13 protein-coding genes and 1 pseudogene are annotated in these 16,301 nt (G+C 71.4%); 7 read left to right on the forward strand and 7 right to left on the reverse strand.

Annotated features, from left to right (window positions below):
• Positions 1-112 precede the first annotated feature (112 nt).
• Positions 113-1,228, reverse strand: a complete 1,116-nt coding sequence (locus tag ACIBBD_RS07765) for a potassium channel family protein (protein ID WP_399418395.1) — start codon at positions 1,226-1,228, stop codon at positions 113-115.
• A 109-nt stretch (positions 1,229-1,337) separates the two neighbouring features.
• On the opposite strand from ACIBBD_RS07765, the pseudogene ACIBBD_RS07770 reads away from it, so the two are divergent.
• Positions 1,338-2,006, forward strand: a pseudogene (locus ACIBBD_RS07770) (potassium channel family protein); the annotation flags it as partial.
• Position 2,007: 1 nt separating this feature from the next.
• Here ACIBBD_RS07770 and ACIBBD_RS07775 read toward each other — a convergent pair.
• Both ACIBBD_RS07775 and ACIBBD_RS07780 read right to left on the reverse strand, forming a co-directional pair.
• Positions 2,008-2,856 (reverse strand): ABC transporter permease, encoded by an 849-nt coding sequence (locus ACIBBD_RS07775; protein WP_399418396.1) that lies wholly within the window; start codon positions 2,854-2,856, stop codon positions 2,008-2,010.
• Positions 2,853-3,872 carry an ATP-binding cassette domain-containing protein gene (locus ACIBBD_RS07780; RefSeq protein ID WP_399418397.1) on the reverse strand — a complete coding sequence of 340 codons (1,020 nt, stop codon included), beginning with the start codon at positions 3,870-3,872 and terminating at the stop codon, positions 2,853-2,855. Before ACIBBD_RS07780 ends, ACIBBD_RS07775 begins: the two co-directional genes overlap by 4 nt.
• A 382-nt stretch (positions 3,873-4,254) precedes the next feature.
• On the opposite strand from ACIBBD_RS07780, the gene ACIBBD_RS07785 reads away from it, so the two are divergent.
• Positions 4,255-5,235: an NAD(P)H-quinone oxidoreductase gene (locus ACIBBD_RS07785; RefSeq protein WP_399418398.1), complete on the forward strand. Its 981-nt coding sequence runs from the start codon at positions 4,255-4,257 to the stop codon at positions 5,233-5,235.
• An 8-nt stretch (positions 5,236-5,243) separates the two neighbouring features.
• Here ACIBBD_RS07785 and ACIBBD_RS07790 read toward each other — a convergent pair whose 3' ends face one another.
• Complete coding sequence (locus ACIBBD_RS07790; protein ID WP_399418399.1) at positions 5,244-5,507, reverse strand: hypothetical protein; 264 nt, start codon at positions 5,505-5,507, stop codon at positions 5,244-5,246.
• A complete protein-coding gene (locus tag ACIBBD_RS07795) occupies positions 5,491-5,940 on the reverse strand; it encodes a hypothetical protein (RefSeq protein ID WP_399418400.1) in 450 nt (149 codons plus the stop codon). The genes ACIBBD_RS07790 and ACIBBD_RS07795 overlap by 17 nt, the downstream gene beginning before the upstream one ends.
• A gap of 173 nt (positions 5,941-6,113) precedes the next feature.
• On the opposite strand from ACIBBD_RS07795, the gene ACIBBD_RS07800 reads away from it, so the two are divergent.
• Positions 6,114-6,662, forward strand: coding sequence for a bacterial proteasome activator family protein (locus ACIBBD_RS07800; RefSeq protein ID WP_399418401.1), 549 nt, complete (start codon positions 6,114-6,116; stop codon positions 6,660-6,662).
• Positions 6,663-6,801: 139 nt separating this feature from the next.
• On the opposite strand, the gene ACIBBD_RS07805 is transcribed toward ACIBBD_RS07800, so the two are convergent.
• The gene (locus ACIBBD_RS07805) at positions 6,802-8,457 is read right to left on the reverse strand and encodes a protein kinase (protein ID WP_399418402.1); all 1,656 of its coding nucleotides are present in this window, start codon (positions 8,455-8,457) and stop codon (positions 6,802-6,804) included.
• Positions 8,458-8,802: 345 nt separating this feature from the next.
• On the opposite strand from ACIBBD_RS07805, the gene ACIBBD_RS07810 reads away from it, so the two are divergent.
• Positions 8,803-10,398, forward strand: coding sequence for a protein kinase (locus tag ACIBBD_RS07810; RefSeq protein WP_399418403.1), 1,596 nt, complete (start codon positions 8,803-8,805; stop codon positions 10,396-10,398).
• Positions 10,399-10,540: 142 nt separating this feature from the next.
• On the opposite strand, the gene ACIBBD_RS07815 is transcribed toward ACIBBD_RS07810, so the two are convergent.
• Positions 10,541-11,572 carry a phosphotransferase gene (locus ACIBBD_RS07815; protein ID WP_399418404.1) on the reverse strand — a complete coding sequence of 344 codons (1,032 nt, stop codon included), beginning with the start codon at positions 11,570-11,572 and terminating at the stop codon, positions 10,541-10,543.
• A gap of 541 nt (positions 11,573-12,113) precedes the next feature.
• On the opposite strand from ACIBBD_RS07815, the gene pdhA reads away from it, so the two are divergent.
• Genes pdhA through ACIBBD_RS07830 form a run of 3 tightly spaced genes read left to right on the forward strand, consistent with a single transcriptional unit; the run spans position 12,114 to position 15,859 of the window.
• On the forward strand, positions 12,114-13,406 hold the full coding sequence (gene pdhA / locus ACIBBD_RS07820) for a pyruvate dehydrogenase (acetyl-transferring) E1 component subunit alpha (RefSeq protein ID WP_399418405.1): 1,293 nt from the start codon (positions 12,114-12,116) through the stop codon (positions 13,404-13,406).
• A gap of 1 nt (position 13,407) precedes the next feature.
• A complete protein-coding gene (locus ACIBBD_RS07825) occupies positions 13,408-14,400 on the forward strand; it encodes an alpha-ketoacid dehydrogenase subunit beta (RefSeq protein WP_399418406.1) in 993 nt (330 codons plus the stop codon).
• A gap of 10 nt (positions 14,401-14,410) precedes the next feature.
• Complete coding sequence (locus tag ACIBBD_RS07830) at positions 14,411-15,859, forward strand: dihydrolipoamide acetyltransferase family protein (protein ID WP_399418407.1); 1,449 nt, start codon at positions 14,411-14,413, stop codon at positions 15,857-15,859.
• Positions 15,860-16,301 lie beyond the last annotated feature (442 nt).

Raw genomic sequence — 16,301 nt, forward strand, 5'->3', positions numbered from 1 at the left:
CGGAAGGGCGAGGCAAGTGCCACCCTGACGTGTTTCACGTGAAACACACGGATAGACCACCCCGTCCTGTTTCACGTGAAACAGCCGAGGATCGGTCTCTTGGATCCCCTGGTCACGCCTGCTCGGCGACGGTTGCCCGGCTGACCGCGATCACACGGTCTCCGATCTTGAGGTGCGTGAGCCGGGGGTCGGCGAAGTCCAGGAGGTCCTTGCCGCGGACGACGGCCACCACCAGGTCCGCGCAGGCGCGGGGCGACTGGCCCATCTCCTGGCTGGTGACGGGGCGTTCGACGAGGTCCAGGCCGCTGCCCAGGGTCATCAGGTCCTCCAGGGTCCGGGCCACGGTCGGGCTGACCATGGAGACCCCGAGCAGCCGGCCGGCGGAGCTGGAGCTGGTGATCACGGTGTCCGCGCCGCTCTGCTTGAGCAGCGGCACGTTCTCGTCCTCCCGGGCGGCGACGACGATGGTGGCGCGCCGGTTCATCTGGCGGGCGGTGAGGGTCACCAGCGTCGCGGTGTCGTCGCGTTGCGGGGCGACGATCACCCGGGCGGCATTGTGGATCTCGGCCCGCAGAAGCGTCTCGGAGCGGGTGGCATCCCCGGTGACCGCCACCAGCCCGTCGTCGCCGGCCGTCAGCGCGGCCCTGCGCTGGGCGTCCACCACGACGATCTGCTCCTTGGCAATGCCCTGCCCGACCAGCGTCTCCACCGCGTGGCGGCCCTTGGTGCCGTATCCGACGACCACGACGTGGTTGCGGGTGCGGGTGCGCCAGCGGTGGACGCGGACCTGCTGGCGGGTGCGCTCGGTGAGCACTTCGAGGGTCGTGCCGACCAGGATGATCAGGAACAGCACGCGCAGCGGGGTGATGAGGAGGATGTTGACGAGGCGGGCCGCGTCGCTGACGGGCGTGACGTCGCCGTAGCCGGTGGTGGAGAGGGTGACGGTGGCGTAGTAGGCCGCGTCGAGGAAGTCGACGGAGCCGTCGGAGCTGTCCTTGTATCCGTCCTGATCGAGGTAGACGATCAGTGTGGTGAGGGCCAGCACGAGCAACGCCAGGGCGAGGCGACGGAGCACCTGCTGGAGCGGAGGGAGGGCGCTCTGCAGGGGCATCGTGATGGAGCGGCCGGCCTCGGCGTCCTCGTGTGCCTCGGCCCGCGAGCGGTACCACAGCGATTTGAGGAGGGAGAGCTGTCCCGTCCCGGCAGGCTTTCGTTCGTGGTCTCGCATCGCGTGCCCCCTGTGGTGGTGATCCGATCGGTGGGCACCATGGTTCCCGGCGGGGTCGTACCCGTCACATGCAACACCCGTCCGCACCCAGTTTTGCCCAGCATTCCGGAGGTTTTCCTTGCGCGACCACACCGTCGTCGTCGGCTTCGGCACGAAAGGGCGGGCCGCGATCCGGACCGCCTGTGCCGCGGGGCTGCGGAAGGAACAGGTCGTCGTGATCGACCCCGGCGCGAAGATGGTCGAGGCGGCGACGGCCGAGGGGTATGAGGGCGTGGTCGGCGACGCGACGCGCAGCGATGTGCTGCGGCAGGCGGAGGTGCAGCGGGCCGGGAAGATCATCATCGCGACCGAACGCGACGACACCGCCGTCCTCGTCGCCCTGACCGCCCGCCAGCTCAACCCCCGCGCGAAGATCGTGGCCGCGGTGCGGGAGGAGGAGAACGCGCCGCTGCTGAAGCAGTCCGGTGCGGACGAGGTCATCACGAGCGCCGGAGCGGCCGGACGGCTCCTCGGCCTGTCCGTGCTCAGCCCCGCGGCCGGCCGGGTCATGGAGGACCTCATGCACCAGGGCAGTGGCATGGACCTCGTCGAACGCCCGGTCACCAAGGCCGAGGCGGGGCGCACCCCGCGCGAGACGGACGACCTGGTGGTGAGCGTCGTGCGCGGCCACCGGATCCTCGCCTACGACGATCCGGCCGTCGGTGTCCTGGAGCTGACGGACCGGCTGGTCACGATCGTGCGGGTGCCGCCGGAACCACCGGCGGCACCCCGCTTCTGACTTACTTGCGGTTGTACAGCCGCATCGTGATCGGCCCGAAGACCAGCACGAACAGGGCTGCCCACCCCAGCGACCAGGCGATCTCGGCGGTCGGCCAGTCGCCCGCCATCAGGCCGCGCACCGCGGACGACAGATGCGTGACCGGGCTGTTGTTGACGAACGCCTGGAGCCAGCCGGGCATGGTCTTCGGGTCGACGAACACGTTGGACAGGAAGGTCAGCGGGAAGATCACCATCATGCTGACGCCCATCACCGACTTCTCGGTGCGCAGCATCAGTCCGAACATCGTCCAGATCCACGAGAACGCGAACGAGAAGACGATCAGCAGGGCGATCCCGGAGACGACGCCGCCGACCCCGCCGTCCGGGCGGTAGCCGAGGATCATGCCGACGGTGAGCATCACGACGGAGGCGATGGTGTAGCGCAGGGCGTCGCCGAGGAGGTAGCCGACCATCGTCGACGGCCGCCAGATCGGCAGCGAGCGGAAGCGGTCGAACACCCCCTTCTCGATGTCCGTGTTCACCGAGACACCCGTGTACATCGTGATCATCACGACCGACATCACGAGGATGCCCGGGAGCAGGAACTGGATGTACTCCTTCGGCGACCCGGCCAGGGCGCCGCCGAAGAGGTAGGTGTACATCAGCACCATCATGATCGGGAACGCGGTGACGTCGAAGAGCTGCTCCGGCACGTGCTTGATCTTGAGGATCGCCCGCCAGCCGAAGGTCAGCGAGGCGGACCAGGCGCTCGGGCGCGGCGGCCGCTCCTTGGCGACGAGCAGCGCGGCGAGGGAGTCGACGCGGACCGGGGCGAGTTCCTGGGTGTCGTTGGTCGTCGCGGTGCTCATGCCGCCACCTCGTCCTTCGGGCCGGCCGTCGCGTCGTCGGCCGTGTCGTGGGTGTCGTGTCCGGTCAGGGCGAGGAACACCTCGTCCAGGCTGGGCTGGCCCAGCGAGAAGTTGTCGACGGTGACGCCGGCCCGGGCGAGCTCGGCGAGGGCCCGTGCCGCCTGCTCGGCGGCCGTGTCGCCCGCCGCGGCGGCCAGCCGGGCCGTCAGGGCCACCGGGTCCGGATCGGGCTGTACGGTCGCGTCCAGCACCCGCCGCAGCACCTCCGCCGCCTCGGACCGCTGGTCGGCGTCGCGCAGCCGCAGATGGACGGACCCGGCGCCCACGGACGCCTTCAGTTCGCCCTTCGTGCCCTCGGCGATCACCTTGCCGTGGTCGATGACGGCGATCCGGGACGCCAGCTGGTCGGCCTCGTCCAGGTACTGCGTGGTCAGCAGCACGGTGGTGCCCTGCGCGACCACCGCCCGCACGATGTCCCACACGTGGTTGCGGCTGCGTGGGTCGAGACCGGTCGTCGGCTCGTCGAGGAAGAGCAGCTCGGGCGTGCTGAGGATGGACGCGGCGATGTCGATGCGGCGTCGCATGCCGCCCGAGTAGTGCTTGACCTGCTTTCCGGCCGCGTCCGTGAGCCCGAACGCCTCCAGCAACTGCGCCGAGCGCTCCCGGGCGGCCTTCTTGCCGTGCCCCAGGAGCCGGCCCAGCAGCACGAGGTTCTCGGTGCCGGTGAGGTCCTCGTCCACCGAGGCGTACTGGCCGGTCAGGCTGACCAGGCCGCGCACCTCGTCGGCCTCCCGGACGACGTCGTGACCGAAGACGTGCGCCTCACCGCCGTCGGGCCTGAGGAGGGTGGCGAGCATCTTGACGGTGGTGGTCTTCCCGGCGCCGTTCGGGCCGAGGACGCCGTAGACCGTGCCGGCGGGTACGGCGAGGTTCACGCCGTCCACGGCCCTGGTCTCGCCGAACGTCTTCACCAGGCCCGCTGTCTCGATGGCCAGGCCGGCGGTGTGCTGGCTCATGGTGGGTGTCCTTCCGCGCATGGGTTACGCATGGGGAGACCTTCACCGTCGCGCAAACTCATCGGTGGCGCACAGCGATTTTCCGAAGGATCGGCCCAACGGCCGACGCGACTCCGACCGGGGACGGAGGCGCCGGGAGCGGGGCACGAAGGGTCCGTGGGCCGGGGGACGTGGAAGTGGCGGGTCGGGGGGACGGGCGGATCCCCACGGGCGCCGGGTGGGGAGACGCGCGGATCCCCACGGGCGAAGGCGCGGGTCCCGGCTGGGGAAGGGTGGGCCCCGGCACTCCGGCACTGGAGAGGCGCGGGTCCCGGCGGGGGAAGGACGGGTCCCGGCGGGGGAAGGCGGATCCCGGTCGAGGTGCAGGGGTAGCGTCCCCTTCATGTATGCGATCACGATTCCCGAACCCGGTGGTCCCGAGGCGTTGGTGTGGGACGAGGTCCCCGATCCCGTACCCGGCGAGGGCGAGGTCCTGGTCGACGTGGTGGCCGGTGCCGTCAACCGCGCCGACATACTGCAGCGGCAGGGCTTCTACGACCCGCCCCCGGGGGCCTCGCCCTATCCGGGTCTGGAGTGCTCGGGGCGCGTCGCCGCGCTCGGCCCCGGCGTCTCCGGCTGGTCCGTCGGTGACGAGGTGTGCGCGCTGCTCGGGGGCGGTGGATACGCGGAGAAGGTCGCCGTTCCGGCGGGGCAGCTGCTGCCCGTGCCCGAGGGCATCGATCTGAAGCGGGCCGCCGCGCTCCCCGAGGTGACCTGCACGGTCTGGTCGAACGTCTTCATGGTCGCCCACCTGCGGCCCGGTGAGACGCTGCTCGTGCACGGCGGCTCCAGCGGTATCGGCACGATGGCGATCCAGCTGGCCAAGGCCCTCGGGGCCAGGGTCGCCGTCACCGCGGGCACCGAGGAGAAGCTGCGGCGGTGTGCCGAGCTGGGCGCGGACGTCCTGATCAACTACCGCGAGCAGGACTTCGTCGCCGAGATCGAACAGGCCACGGACGGCGCCGGGGCGGACGTCATCCTCGACAACATGGGGGCGAAGTACCTGGAGCGGAACGTCCAGAGCCTCGCGGTCAACGGCCGTCTCGCGATCATCGGTATGCAGGGCGGTGTGAAGGGGGAGCTGAACATCGGCGCGCTGCTGCGCAAGCGGGCCGCGATCAGCGCGACCTCGCTGCGGGCCCGCCCCCTCGGTGAGAAGGCGGCGATCGTCGCGGCCGTACGCGAGCACGTCTGGCCCCTGATCGCCGCCGGCCGGGTCCGGCCCGTCGTGGACCGCGAGATCCCGATGAGCCACGCGGCCGCCGGCCACCGGGTGGTCGAGGAGAGCGGACACATCGGAAAGGTCCTGCTGGTCACCCCCTGACGGCGGCCCTATCCGCGTCGCAGGCGCAGGCCGAGGAAGGCGAGGCCGAGGCCGAGGCCGATGAGGATCAGGCCGCTGCCGAGGGGCAGGATGCGCAGCACGCGCCCGACGGGCTGCTCCTCGGCGGTGACCGCCTGCGGTGAGGCGGAGGGCATGAACCCGGCCTCGTGGGGAGGCGGCGACCCGGTCGGGGACTCCTCGGCGGGATCCTCGCCCTCCGGCGGGGGCTCCTCCGTCTCGCCGTCCTCCTCCTCGTCACCGACCGCCTCCACGCTCCGCCCCGGACGGGCCCGCCCCTCTCCGGCCCGGCTCCCGGCCCGCTCGGGTCCGGCGGGAGACGCGGACGCGGACGGAGAGGGGAAGGCCGAAGAAGACGAGGCCGAAGAAGACGAGGCCGAAGAAGACGAGGGCGAAGAGAGCGAGGGCGAAGAGGGCGAGGGCGAGGAAGGCGAGGCCGAGGAAGGCGAGGGCGAAGAGGGCGCGGCCGAAGAAGACGAGGCCGAAGAAGACGAGAGCGAAGAGGGCAAGGCCGAAGAGGAGGGCGTCGATACGGCGGCGTAGGAGACGCTGTCGTAGGACGCAGCGGCCTGGGACGTGGTGAAGGCCGGCGGCACCGGTACGGCCGCGGAGGACGCGACGTACCCGTACTGCGGCCCGGCCGCCGCCACCAGGCCCACCCCCAGCCCGCACAACCCCCGCTGCCATGGAGTCACGCCAGTGACCCCCTCCCGGTGTTCAGCTGACAGAAAAGAAGTATCCACAAGCCTCACGCACAGGGATTTTCACCGCATTTCGGACTACGCCAAACGGAAACGGTGGATCACCCTCCGCGGGGGGCACCACGGTGATGAGGTGTAGGGGTGCGAGAGAATGGCGGCATGGAGATGCCGAGGAACGAAAGGTCGCCGGAGAACGCCCAGAAAATCCTGGTCGTAGGCCAGGATGGCATGGCACTCGGCGGCATCGACGCAGACGAGGACTCCCGTGAGACCCCGGTGACGGAACAGGTCGAGCAGCCCGCGAAGGTCATGCGGATCGGCAGCATGATCAAGCAGTTGCTGGAGGAGGTGCGCGCGGCTCCGCTGGACGAGGCGAGCCGGGCCCGGCTCAAGGAGATCCACGCGAGCTCGGTGAAGGAGCTGGAGGACGGCCTGGCGCCGGAGCTCGTCGAGGAGTTGGAGCGGCTCTCCCTGCCGTTCAACGAGGACGCGACCCCCAGCGACGCCGAACTGCGGATCGCCCAGGCTCAGTTGGTCGGGTGGCTGGAGGGGCTTTTCCACGGCATCCAGACCACCCTGTTCGCCCAGCAGATGGCCGCGCGCGCTCAGCTGGAGCAGATGCGGCGCGCCCTGCCGCCGGGTGTGGGCGGCCATGAGGGCGCCGACGACCCGCGCGCGGGCGGCCGTACGGGCGGACCGTACCTGTAGGACCCGGTAGCCGACTTCGGCGGACGCGGCCCGGCGGCGGATCCGGCGGACCTCATGGACGTGGCAGGGCCCGGCACCCCGAGTGCCGGGCCCTGCCACGTCCTCGTGCGTGCTGGAGCGTTCTCGACTCCGCTCGGTGTCAGGACGCCGGGTTGCCCGTCGACACGCTCAGCTCGATCTCGGGCATGTCCTTCGGGTCGACGTCCGTCCCGGCGGACGGGAACTGGTCCATGACCGCGCCCTCGCCGTAGGTGTTCTCGTTGTAGTCCTTGATCTTCATCGTCCAGCCGGCGGCCTGGAAGCACTCCTTGACCGACTTGATGTACTTGAACTTGAAGTCGGGCACCCGGATCTTGGCGGGGTCGTTGTACGACTCCTGTGGTTCGGAGCACTCGGTGGGGTCGATCGTCTTGGTCGTGTCCGGGCCGCGGTAGCCCGCCGCCTTGGTGGCCGTCGCCGTCGCCGAGGCGCTGGAGCCGCCGGAGCCCTTGTCGTCCTCGCTGCCGCTGTTCACGATGAGCGCGCCGATCAGGGAGCCGACGGCCACGACCGCGACGATCGTCGACCCGATGATCACCGGCTTGTTGCCCTTGCGTCCGCCGCCCGAGGAGACGGTGGTGGAGGCCTGCGGGCCGATGTTGTACGCGGGCGGGGTGTGCGGGGCCTGCTGGTGGCCGTAGGCCGGAGCGGGCGTTCGGTAGCCGCCCTGCTGCGGATAGCCGTACGACGGGGCGGGCGTCGAGGGCGCCGGGGTGCCGTACGGGTTGTTCGGGGCCGGGGTGTGCGGCTGGTACGGCGTCTGCACGTTGCCCGTGGGGCCCTGGCCGCCCTGGCCGACCGGCGGGAAGACCGCGGAGCCGACGCCCGCGCCGCTCGACGTCTGGGCGCCGGGGACGATGCTCGGCGGGGCGGGCTGGAAGGAGGCCGCGACGCGCAGGCACTCGTCCCGCATGGCGACGGCGGTGGGGAAGCGCTCGTTCGGGTTCTTCTTCAGCGCGCGGGCGATGAGCGCGTCCACGGCCGGCGGCAGCGCGCGGTTGATGGAGGACGGAGCCACCGGCTCCTCCTGCACGTGCGCGTAGGCGATGGCCAGCGGCGAGTCCGCGTCGAACGGCAGCCGCCCGGTGACCAGTTGGAACAGCATGATGCCGACCGAGTACAGGTCGGAGCGGGCGTCCACGCCACGGCCGAGCGCCTGCTCGGGCGAAAGGTACTGCGGGGTGCCGACGACCATGCCGGTCTGGGTCATCGAGGTGACACCGGACTGCATCGCACGCGCGATGCCGAAGTCCATCACCTTGACGACGCCGCGCTTGGTCATCATCACGTTGCCGGGCTTGATGTCGCGGTGGACCAGCCCCATCTCGTGGCTGATCTCCAGTGCCGCGAGCACGTCCGCGGTGATCTTCAGCGCTTTGTCGGCGGGCATCGCGCCCTGCTGACGCACGTCCTCGTCGAGCACGGAGCCGAGCGGGCGGCCCTCGATGTACTCCATGACGATGTACGGCGTCGTCATCCCGTCCACGTCGTCCTCGCCGGTGTCGAAGACGGAGACGATGTTGGTGTGCGTGAGCTTCGCCACGGCCTGGGCCTCGCGACGGAAGCGCTCGCGGAAGGCCTGCTCGCGGCCGAGTTCGGTGTGGAGCGTCTTGATGGCGACCTGGCGGTCGAGCACGGAGTCGTAGGCGAGGTGGACCGAGGCCATGCCGCCCTCGCCGAGCAGGTCGCGCAGCTGATAACGGCCACCGGCGAGTGCCCGCCCCGCGAACCGGCCCTGTGCGCCGTCCTGGCTCATCTTCTGCGTCCCCCGTAAGGCCTCAGGCGCCTGTCGCTTGCCGTGGCTCGCCGTTGATCGAAAGTGTTATTCCCGGCCAAGTCTGCCCCAGGCCACTGACACGTCAAGCTCGGTGCCCGTTCCGTGACCGTACGCGAAAGAAGCGTCGCGGAAGCGTTACAGCGGGCGTACGGCCGGTACACGGAATTTGCACGCAGGCAGGGAGTGCGGGTTTCATGACCGGTCCGTCTCGAACCGGTAAGCGGGCTCGTCCCGGACCGGCGGCTTGCGCGGAGGCTGTAGCGTGGCCGACGGAGACCGTAACAACACCGCGCGCACCGCGGGCAGAAACGACGGCGAGGACTGATGGCACAGCAGCAGCGCGCTCAGGGCCCGTCCGACCCCGAGGCGACTGGCGGCGGTATGTCAGATGCGCCGGAGATGTGGGGTAACGGCGGACTTGTCGGGGACGGCCGGTATCGGCTGACCGGCAGACTCGGCCGGGGCGGCATGGCGGAGGTGTTCGCCGCCGAGGACGTGCGCCTCGGACGCACGGTCGCCGTCAAGCTGTTGCGCGCCGATCTCGCCGAGGACCCGGTGTCCAAGGCCCGCTTCACCCGCGAGGCCCAGTCGGTGGCCGGCCTCAACCACCACGCGATCGTCGCCGTGTACGACTCCGGCGAGGACGTCGTCGGCGGCCAGAGCGTGCCGTACATCGTCATGGAGCTGGTCGAGGGGCGGACCATCCGCGACCTGCTGCTCAACGCCGAGGCGCCGGGTCCCGAGCAGGCCCTGATCATCGTCTCCGGGGTGCTGGAGGCGCTGGCGTACTCGCACCAGCACGGCATCGTGCACCGCGACATCAAGCCGGCGAACGTCATCATCACGCACAACGGCGCGGTGAAGGTGATGGACTTCGGCATCGCCCGCGCCCTGCACGGCGCGTCCACGACGATGACGCAGACCGGCATGGTCATGGGCACCCCGCAGTACCTCTCGCCGGAGCAGGCCCTCGGCAAGGCCGTCGACCACCGCTCCGACCTGTACGCGACGGGCTGCCTGCTGTACGAACTGCTCGCGCTGCGCCCGCCCTTCACCGGCGAGACCCCGCTCTCAGTGGTCTACCAGCACGTCCAGGACATCCCGGTGCCGCCGTCGCGGACCTCGGACGGGGCGTGCCCGCCGGAACTCGACGGCCTCGTCATGCGTTCCCTCGCCAAGGAGCCCGACGACCGTTTCCAGACCGCGGAGGAGATGCGCGGCCTGGTCCAGTACGCCCTGCAGATGCTGTACGACCAGGGCGGCCACACCGGCACGTGGAACACCGGGCCGGTCGACGCGCCCGCCGGCAAGGCCGCCGGGGCGGGCTTCGCGAGCACGGCGGTGATGGCGCAGGGCGCCGACGGCTCCCACACCTCGCAGATCCCCCAGCCGATCCTGCCCTCGAACTACGGAGGCGGCGACGAGGGCGGCTTCGAGGGGCACGGCAACAGGGGCAGCGGCCGCGGCAAGCTGTGGGTGCTCGCCGTCCTCGCGGTGATCGCCATCGCCGCGGGCGTCGCCCTGGCGCTGAACAACGCCGGTTCGGGTGAGGGCGGGGCGAAGACCACCAAGTCGCCCAGCGCCACGCCGTCCGTGACGGACGGCCAGACCAGCGCGGCGCCGAGCGACTCGCCGACCGACGAGACCTCGGAGGACACCTCGGACGGCAGCACCGGCTCGAACTCCGGGTCGGACTGGACGCAGCCGGTGGAGCCGTCGTACTCGGAGTCCCCCAGCTACAGCAGCGAGCCGTCCGACGAGCCGTCGGACACGGTGACGAGTGACCCGGCGACGGAGGAGCCGAGCGACCCCGTGACGAGTGACCCGGGCACCACGGACGGCGGCACGAGCGACGGCGGTACGACCGACGGCGGCACGGTCTCCGGACTCACGAGCGGCGGCGAGGAAGGGGAGTCCTGACCGGTCGCACGGCAGATTCCCCCCACGCGCGCGCGGAGCCTGAACGGGGCTCCACGCGCGCGTGCCGCGTTGTTGGCCCCGGCGGGTCCGACACCGGGCCTGGGGTTCCGGCCCCACCCCCAGTTGGTCCCTGCACGCCCGTTCAGTCCGTGAACGCGTCGCACACCGCGTCGTACTCCCGGGTCCACCACACCGCGAGGGCCGATGCCGCCGGGAACTGGGGGTCGGCGCGGGTGTCGCCGCGTTCGTAGTGCCAGCGGAGCATCCAGAAGTCGTTGAGGCGCTCCCACCAGACGCGGTGCACGGCTGCCGAGAGTTCCGAGGGGGTGGCGCCGGCCGCGCGCCGGTACGCGCGCGCGTACGCCCGTGCCTTGGGCAGGTCGAGGGTGCCGTCGGGCCGGACGAAGAAGATCGCGGCGGCGCGGACGGCCTCCTCCGCGCGGGGCTGCACGCCGAGCCGGTCCCAGTCGACGATGGCGGCGGGGGCGTCGCCGCGGTAGAGCAGGTTGAACGGGTGGAAGTCCCCGTGGACCCAGCCGACCGGGCCGGCGTGCGGTGGGCGCCGGTCCGCGTGGCGTTCCAGCAGGGCGCGCCGTTCCAGGAGCCGGTGATGGGCCAGTTCGTCGAAGGAGTCGGCGGGGCGGTGGCGGCGCACGCGCGCGAGGAGGTCGTCGATGAGGGCGAAGGTGTCCGCGGGGGCGGGGCTCTCGGCGGACATGGTGCGCGCCCGCGCCCGCGCGGGCATCACGCGCTCCAGGCCGGCGTGCACGACCCCCAGCAGCGCTCCCAGACGGGCGCACTCGTCGGGGGTGAGCTGGGCGCCGTGCCGGTGGCGGCCGTCGATCCAGGGGTGCAGGGCGTAGGCGTGGCCACCGACGACGGCTACCGTGCGGCCGTCCCGGCCGGGCAGCGGGGGCGCCACCGGAACGCCCAGGACGGCCAGGCGCTGGGTGGCCCGGTGCTGGCGGACGATCGAGGCCGGGTCGGCGGTGTCCGGATCGAAGTGGTGCTTGAGGAAGTAGTGGCCGCGCGTCGTGCGCAGCCGGTAGCCGCGGTTCAGCAGGCCCTGGTCGACGGGCTCGCAGGCGAGGGCGGACCCGGCGGCGTAGCGGCGGAGCAGGGCGCCCAAAGGGGGCGCGTGGGGTACGAGGGGTGGTACACAGGAGCGCGGCACGCGCCGATGCTAGGGCACCAGCCAGGCCCGTGAGCTGGGCGTTGTCACAGAAAGTCACCATCTGTCACAAGTGGTCTCCGGTGGTCGTCCTGGGGTGCGCCTCGGGCGGGAAGCGGTCCCGGGGGCGGGGCCGGAGGCTCGGCGACCCCCGGTCCGCATTCCGTCCGCGGCTCGCTACGCCCACCGGGGGAATTACCTTGATTTTTCCTTCTTGGCGCACCGCACCGGTTTTCGACACGAACTCTTCCCGTGACCTGGGTCAGCGGGATAACGTGCCGTTGCTCCGGCCTCCTGCAAGGCTGTGACCAGGCGCCTTCCCGGCTTTGCCGATTTACTTGGAAATCCAAGCAAAAACGCAGGTCAGGTGGGGTTTCACAGAAATGTGGCGTACTGGGTAACGTGAATCCTGCAGGGCGCTCGCCGGGGCACCTGTCACGCCTGTTCCGGCCGAGTGACACCCACCCCGTGCCCGGGTGTCGGAAACAGGTGAGCCGCACTGGTTCCCGGCAACCCCGGGGGCCGGACCGACGGAGGAGCACACGTGACCGTGGAGAGCACTGCCGCGCGCAAGCCGCGACGCAGCGCCGGAAGCAAGGCCGGCGCCACCGGCACCGAGGCGGCGGCCGGCACCACCCGCGCCGCGGCGGCCAAGGCCACCGGCACCGAGCGCGCCGCCAGCGCGACCCGCACCACCCGAACCAGCCGCGCCACCGCCAAGAAGGGCACCGAGACGCAGCTCGTACAGCTGCTCACGCCCGAGGGCAAGCGCGTGAAGGACGCCGAGTACGACCCGTACGTCGCCGACGTCACCCCCGAGGAGCTGCGCGGCCTGTACCGCGACATGGTGCTCACCCGCCGCTTCGACGCCGAGGCCACCTCCCTGCAGCGTCAGGGCGAGCTGGGCCTGTGGGCGTCGCTGCTCGGCCAGGAGGCCGCCCAGATCGGCTCCGGCCGCGCCCTGCGCGACGACGACTACGTCTTCCCGACCTACCGCGAGCACGGCGTGGCCTGGTGCCGCGGTGTCGACCCGACCAACCTGCTGGGCATGTTCCGCGGCGTCAACAACGGCGGCTGGGACCCCAACGGCAACAACTTCCACCTCTACACGATCGTCATCGGCTCCCAGACGCTGCACGCCACCGGTTACGCGATGGGCATCGCCAAGGACGGCGCGGACAGCGCGGTCATCGCCTACTTCGGCGACGGCGCCTCCAGCCAGGGCGACGTCGCCGAGTCGTTCACCTTCTCCGCGGTCTACAACGCCCCGGTGGTGTTCTTCTGCCAGAACAACCAGTGGGCGATCTCCGAGCCGACCGAGAAGCAGACCCGCGTCCCGCTCTACCAGCGCGCGCAGGGCTTCGGCTTCCCCGGCGTCCGCGTCGACGGCAACGACGTCCTGGCCTGCCTCGCGGTCACCAAGTGGGCCCTGGAGCGGGCCCGCCGGGGCGAGGGGCCGACCCTCGTCGAGGCGTACACGTACCGCATGGGCGCCCACACCACCTCCGACGACCCCACCCGCTACCGGCACGACGACGAGCGCGCCGCCTGGGAGGCGAAGGACCCGATCCTGCGTCTCCGCCGCTACCTGGAGTCCTCAAACCACACGGACGAGGGATTCTTCGCGGAACTCGAGGCCGAGAGCGAGGCGTTGGGCAGGCGAGTGCGCGAAGCGGTCCGTGCCATGCCGGACCCGGACCACTTCGCCATCTTCGAGAACGTGTACGCGGACGGGCACGCGCTCGTGGACGAGGAGCGGGCCCAGTTCGCCGCCTACCAGGCGTCGTTCGCGACCGAGTCCGAGAGCGGCTTCGCCGCGGGTGAGGGGGGCAACTGAGATGGCAGCCACTGCGACCAGCAAGAACATGGCTCTGGCGAAGGCGATCAACGAGTCGCTGCGTCACGCCCTGGAGTCCGACCCGAAGGTCCTCGTCATGGGTGAGGACGTCGGCAAGCTCGGCGGCGTCTTCCGGGTGACGGACGGACTGCAGAAGGACTTCGGCGAGTCCCGCGTCATCGACACCCCGCTCGCCGAGTCGGGCATCGTGGGCACCGCGATCGGCCTGGCCCTGCGCGGCTACCGCCCGGTGGTGGAGATCCAGTTCGACGGCTTCGTCTTCCCCGCCTACGACCAGATCGTCACCCAGCTGGCCAAGATGCACGCCCGCTCGCTGGGCAAGGTCAAGCTCCCCGTCGTCGTCCGCATCCCCTACGGCGGCGGCATCGGCGCCGTCGAGCACCACTCGGAGTCCCCCGAGGCGCTCTTCGCGCACGTGTCGGGCCTGAAGATCGTCTCCCCGTCGAACGCCGGCGACGCCTACTGGATGATGCAGCAGGCCATCCAGAGCGACGACCCGGTGATCTTCTTCGAGCCGAAGCGGCGTTACTGGGACAAGGGCGAGGTCGACACCGAGGCCATCCCCGGCCCGCTGCACAAGGCGCGGGTCGTCCGCGAGGGCACCGACCTGACCCTCGTCGCCTACGGCCCGATGGTGAAGCTCTGCCAGGAGGTCGCCGCCGCGGCCGCCGAGGAGGGCAGGAACCTGGAGGTCCTGGACCTGCGCTCGGTCTCCCCGCTCGACTTCGACTCCATCCAGGCCTCCGTGGAGAAGACCCGCCGTCTGGTCGTCGTCCACGAGGCGCCGGTGTTCTTCGGCTCGGGCGCCGAGATCGCCGCGCGGATCACGGAGCGTTGCTTCTACCACCTGGAGGCCCCGGTGCTCCGGGTCGGCGGCTACCACGCCCCGTACCCGCCGGCGCGCCTCGAGGAGGAGTACCTGCCGGGCCTGGACCGGGTACTCGACGCCGTCGACCGTGCCCTGGCGTACTGAGGAGAGGGTCGTGACGACGATGACGGATGCGTCCGTACGCGAGTTCAAGATGCCCGACGTGGGCGAGGGACTCACCGAGGCCGAGATCCTCAAGTGGTACGTCCAGCCCGGGGACACGGTGACGGACGGTCAGGTGGTGTGCGAGGTCGAGACGGCCAAGGCCGCCGTCGAACTGCCCATCCCCTACGACGGTGTGGTCCGCGAGCTGCGCTTCCCCGAGGGCACCACGGTGGACGTGGGCACGGCGATCATCACGGTGGACGTGGCGGGCGGCGCCGCGCCCGCCGGGGCCCCGGCGCCGGCCCCGGCAGCGGCCGTGCCCGCGGAGCCGGAAGCCGCCGCCCCCAAGGCGGAGGGATCCGGCCGTCAGCCGGTCCTCGTCGGGTACGGCGTGGCCGCCTCCTCCACCAAGCGCCGGCCGCGCAAGGCCACGGGAGTCCCCGCCCAGGAGCCGGCGGCGGCCGCGGCCGTCCAGGCTGAGCTGAACGGGCACGGAGCGGCGGCCCAGGGCGCGGCCGTGGACCGGCCCCGCCCGCTCGCCAAGCCGCCCGTGCGCAAGCTGGCCAAGGACCTGGGGGTGGACCTCGCGACGGTGGTCCCGTCCGGCCCGGACGGCATCATCACGCGCGAGGACGTCCACGCGGCGGCGGCCCCGGCCGAGGCGCCCGCGCCGACGGCACCGCAGCCCGCCCCGACGGCCGCCCCCGCCCCGGCCGCCGTTCCCGCCGCCCCGGCCCCGGTCGTCACGTACGACTCGGCCCGCGAGACCCGGATCCCCGTCAAGGGGGTGCGCAAGGCGACGGCGCAGGCGATGGTCGGGTCGGCGTTCACGGCGCCGCACGTCACCGAGTTCGTGACGGTCGACGTCACGCGCACGCTGAAGCTGGTCGAGGAGCTCAAGCAGGACAAGGACATGCAGGGCCTGCGGGTCAACCCGCTCCTGCTGATCGCCAAGGCCCTGCTGGTCGCCATCAAGCGCAACCCGGACATCAACGCGTCCTGGGACGAGGCCGCCCAGGAGATCGTGCGCAAGCACTATGTGAACCTGGGCATCGCGGCGGCGACCCCACGCGGGCTGATCGTGCCGAACATCAAGGACGCCCACGACAAGACGCTGCCGCAGCTCGCCGAGGCGCTCGGCGAGCTGGTGGCGACGGCCCGTGAGGGCAAGACGTCCCCGGCGGCCATGCAGGGCGGCACGGTCACCATCACCAACGTCGGCGTCTTCGGCGTCGACACCGGGACGCCGATCCTCAACCCCGGCGAGTCCGCGATCCTCGCGGTCGGCGCGATCAAGCTCCAGCCGTGGGTGCACAAGGGCAAGGTGAAGCCGCGTCAGGTCACCACGCTCGCGCTGAGCTTCGACCACCGTCTGGTCGACGGTGAGCTGGGCTCCAAGGTGCTGGCGGACGTCGCGGCGATCCTCGAGCAGCCGAAGCGGCTGATCACCTGGGGGTGAGCCCCGGGCAAGCCGGGGGACCTGGGCAACCCGGGGACCCGGGCACCCCGGGCGATCCGGGTGACCCGCAGGACCTGAGGGAGCCGCGTACCCGCCGGACGGGACGCGGCTCCCGATTCCTCGGGCCGGACGACGGCTCCTCTCGGCCCGCGGAGTGCCCGACGGCCGTGACACCCCGGCCCGCGAAGTCAACCCACGCCCCGTGGTGTCACCCACAGGTCCACGGCCCGTGACCTGCCCCACGGCCCGGCAGTGACTCACGGCCCGAGAAGCGCCCCACGCCCCGTGAAGTGACCCACGGGCTCACGCCCCGTGAAGTCGCCCACAGCTCCACGGTCCGTGAAGCCATCCACGGGCCCACACCCCCTGAAGTCACCCACGGACCGACGCCCCATGACGTCACCCACAAACCCACCGCCCGAGAAGCGGCCCGTGCCCCGGT

The organism is Streptomyces sp. NPDC051315, assembly GCF_044455165.1.
In the GTDB taxonomy this organism is placed as follows: Bacteria; Actinomycetota; Actinomycetes; order Streptomycetales; family Streptomycetaceae; genus Streptomyces.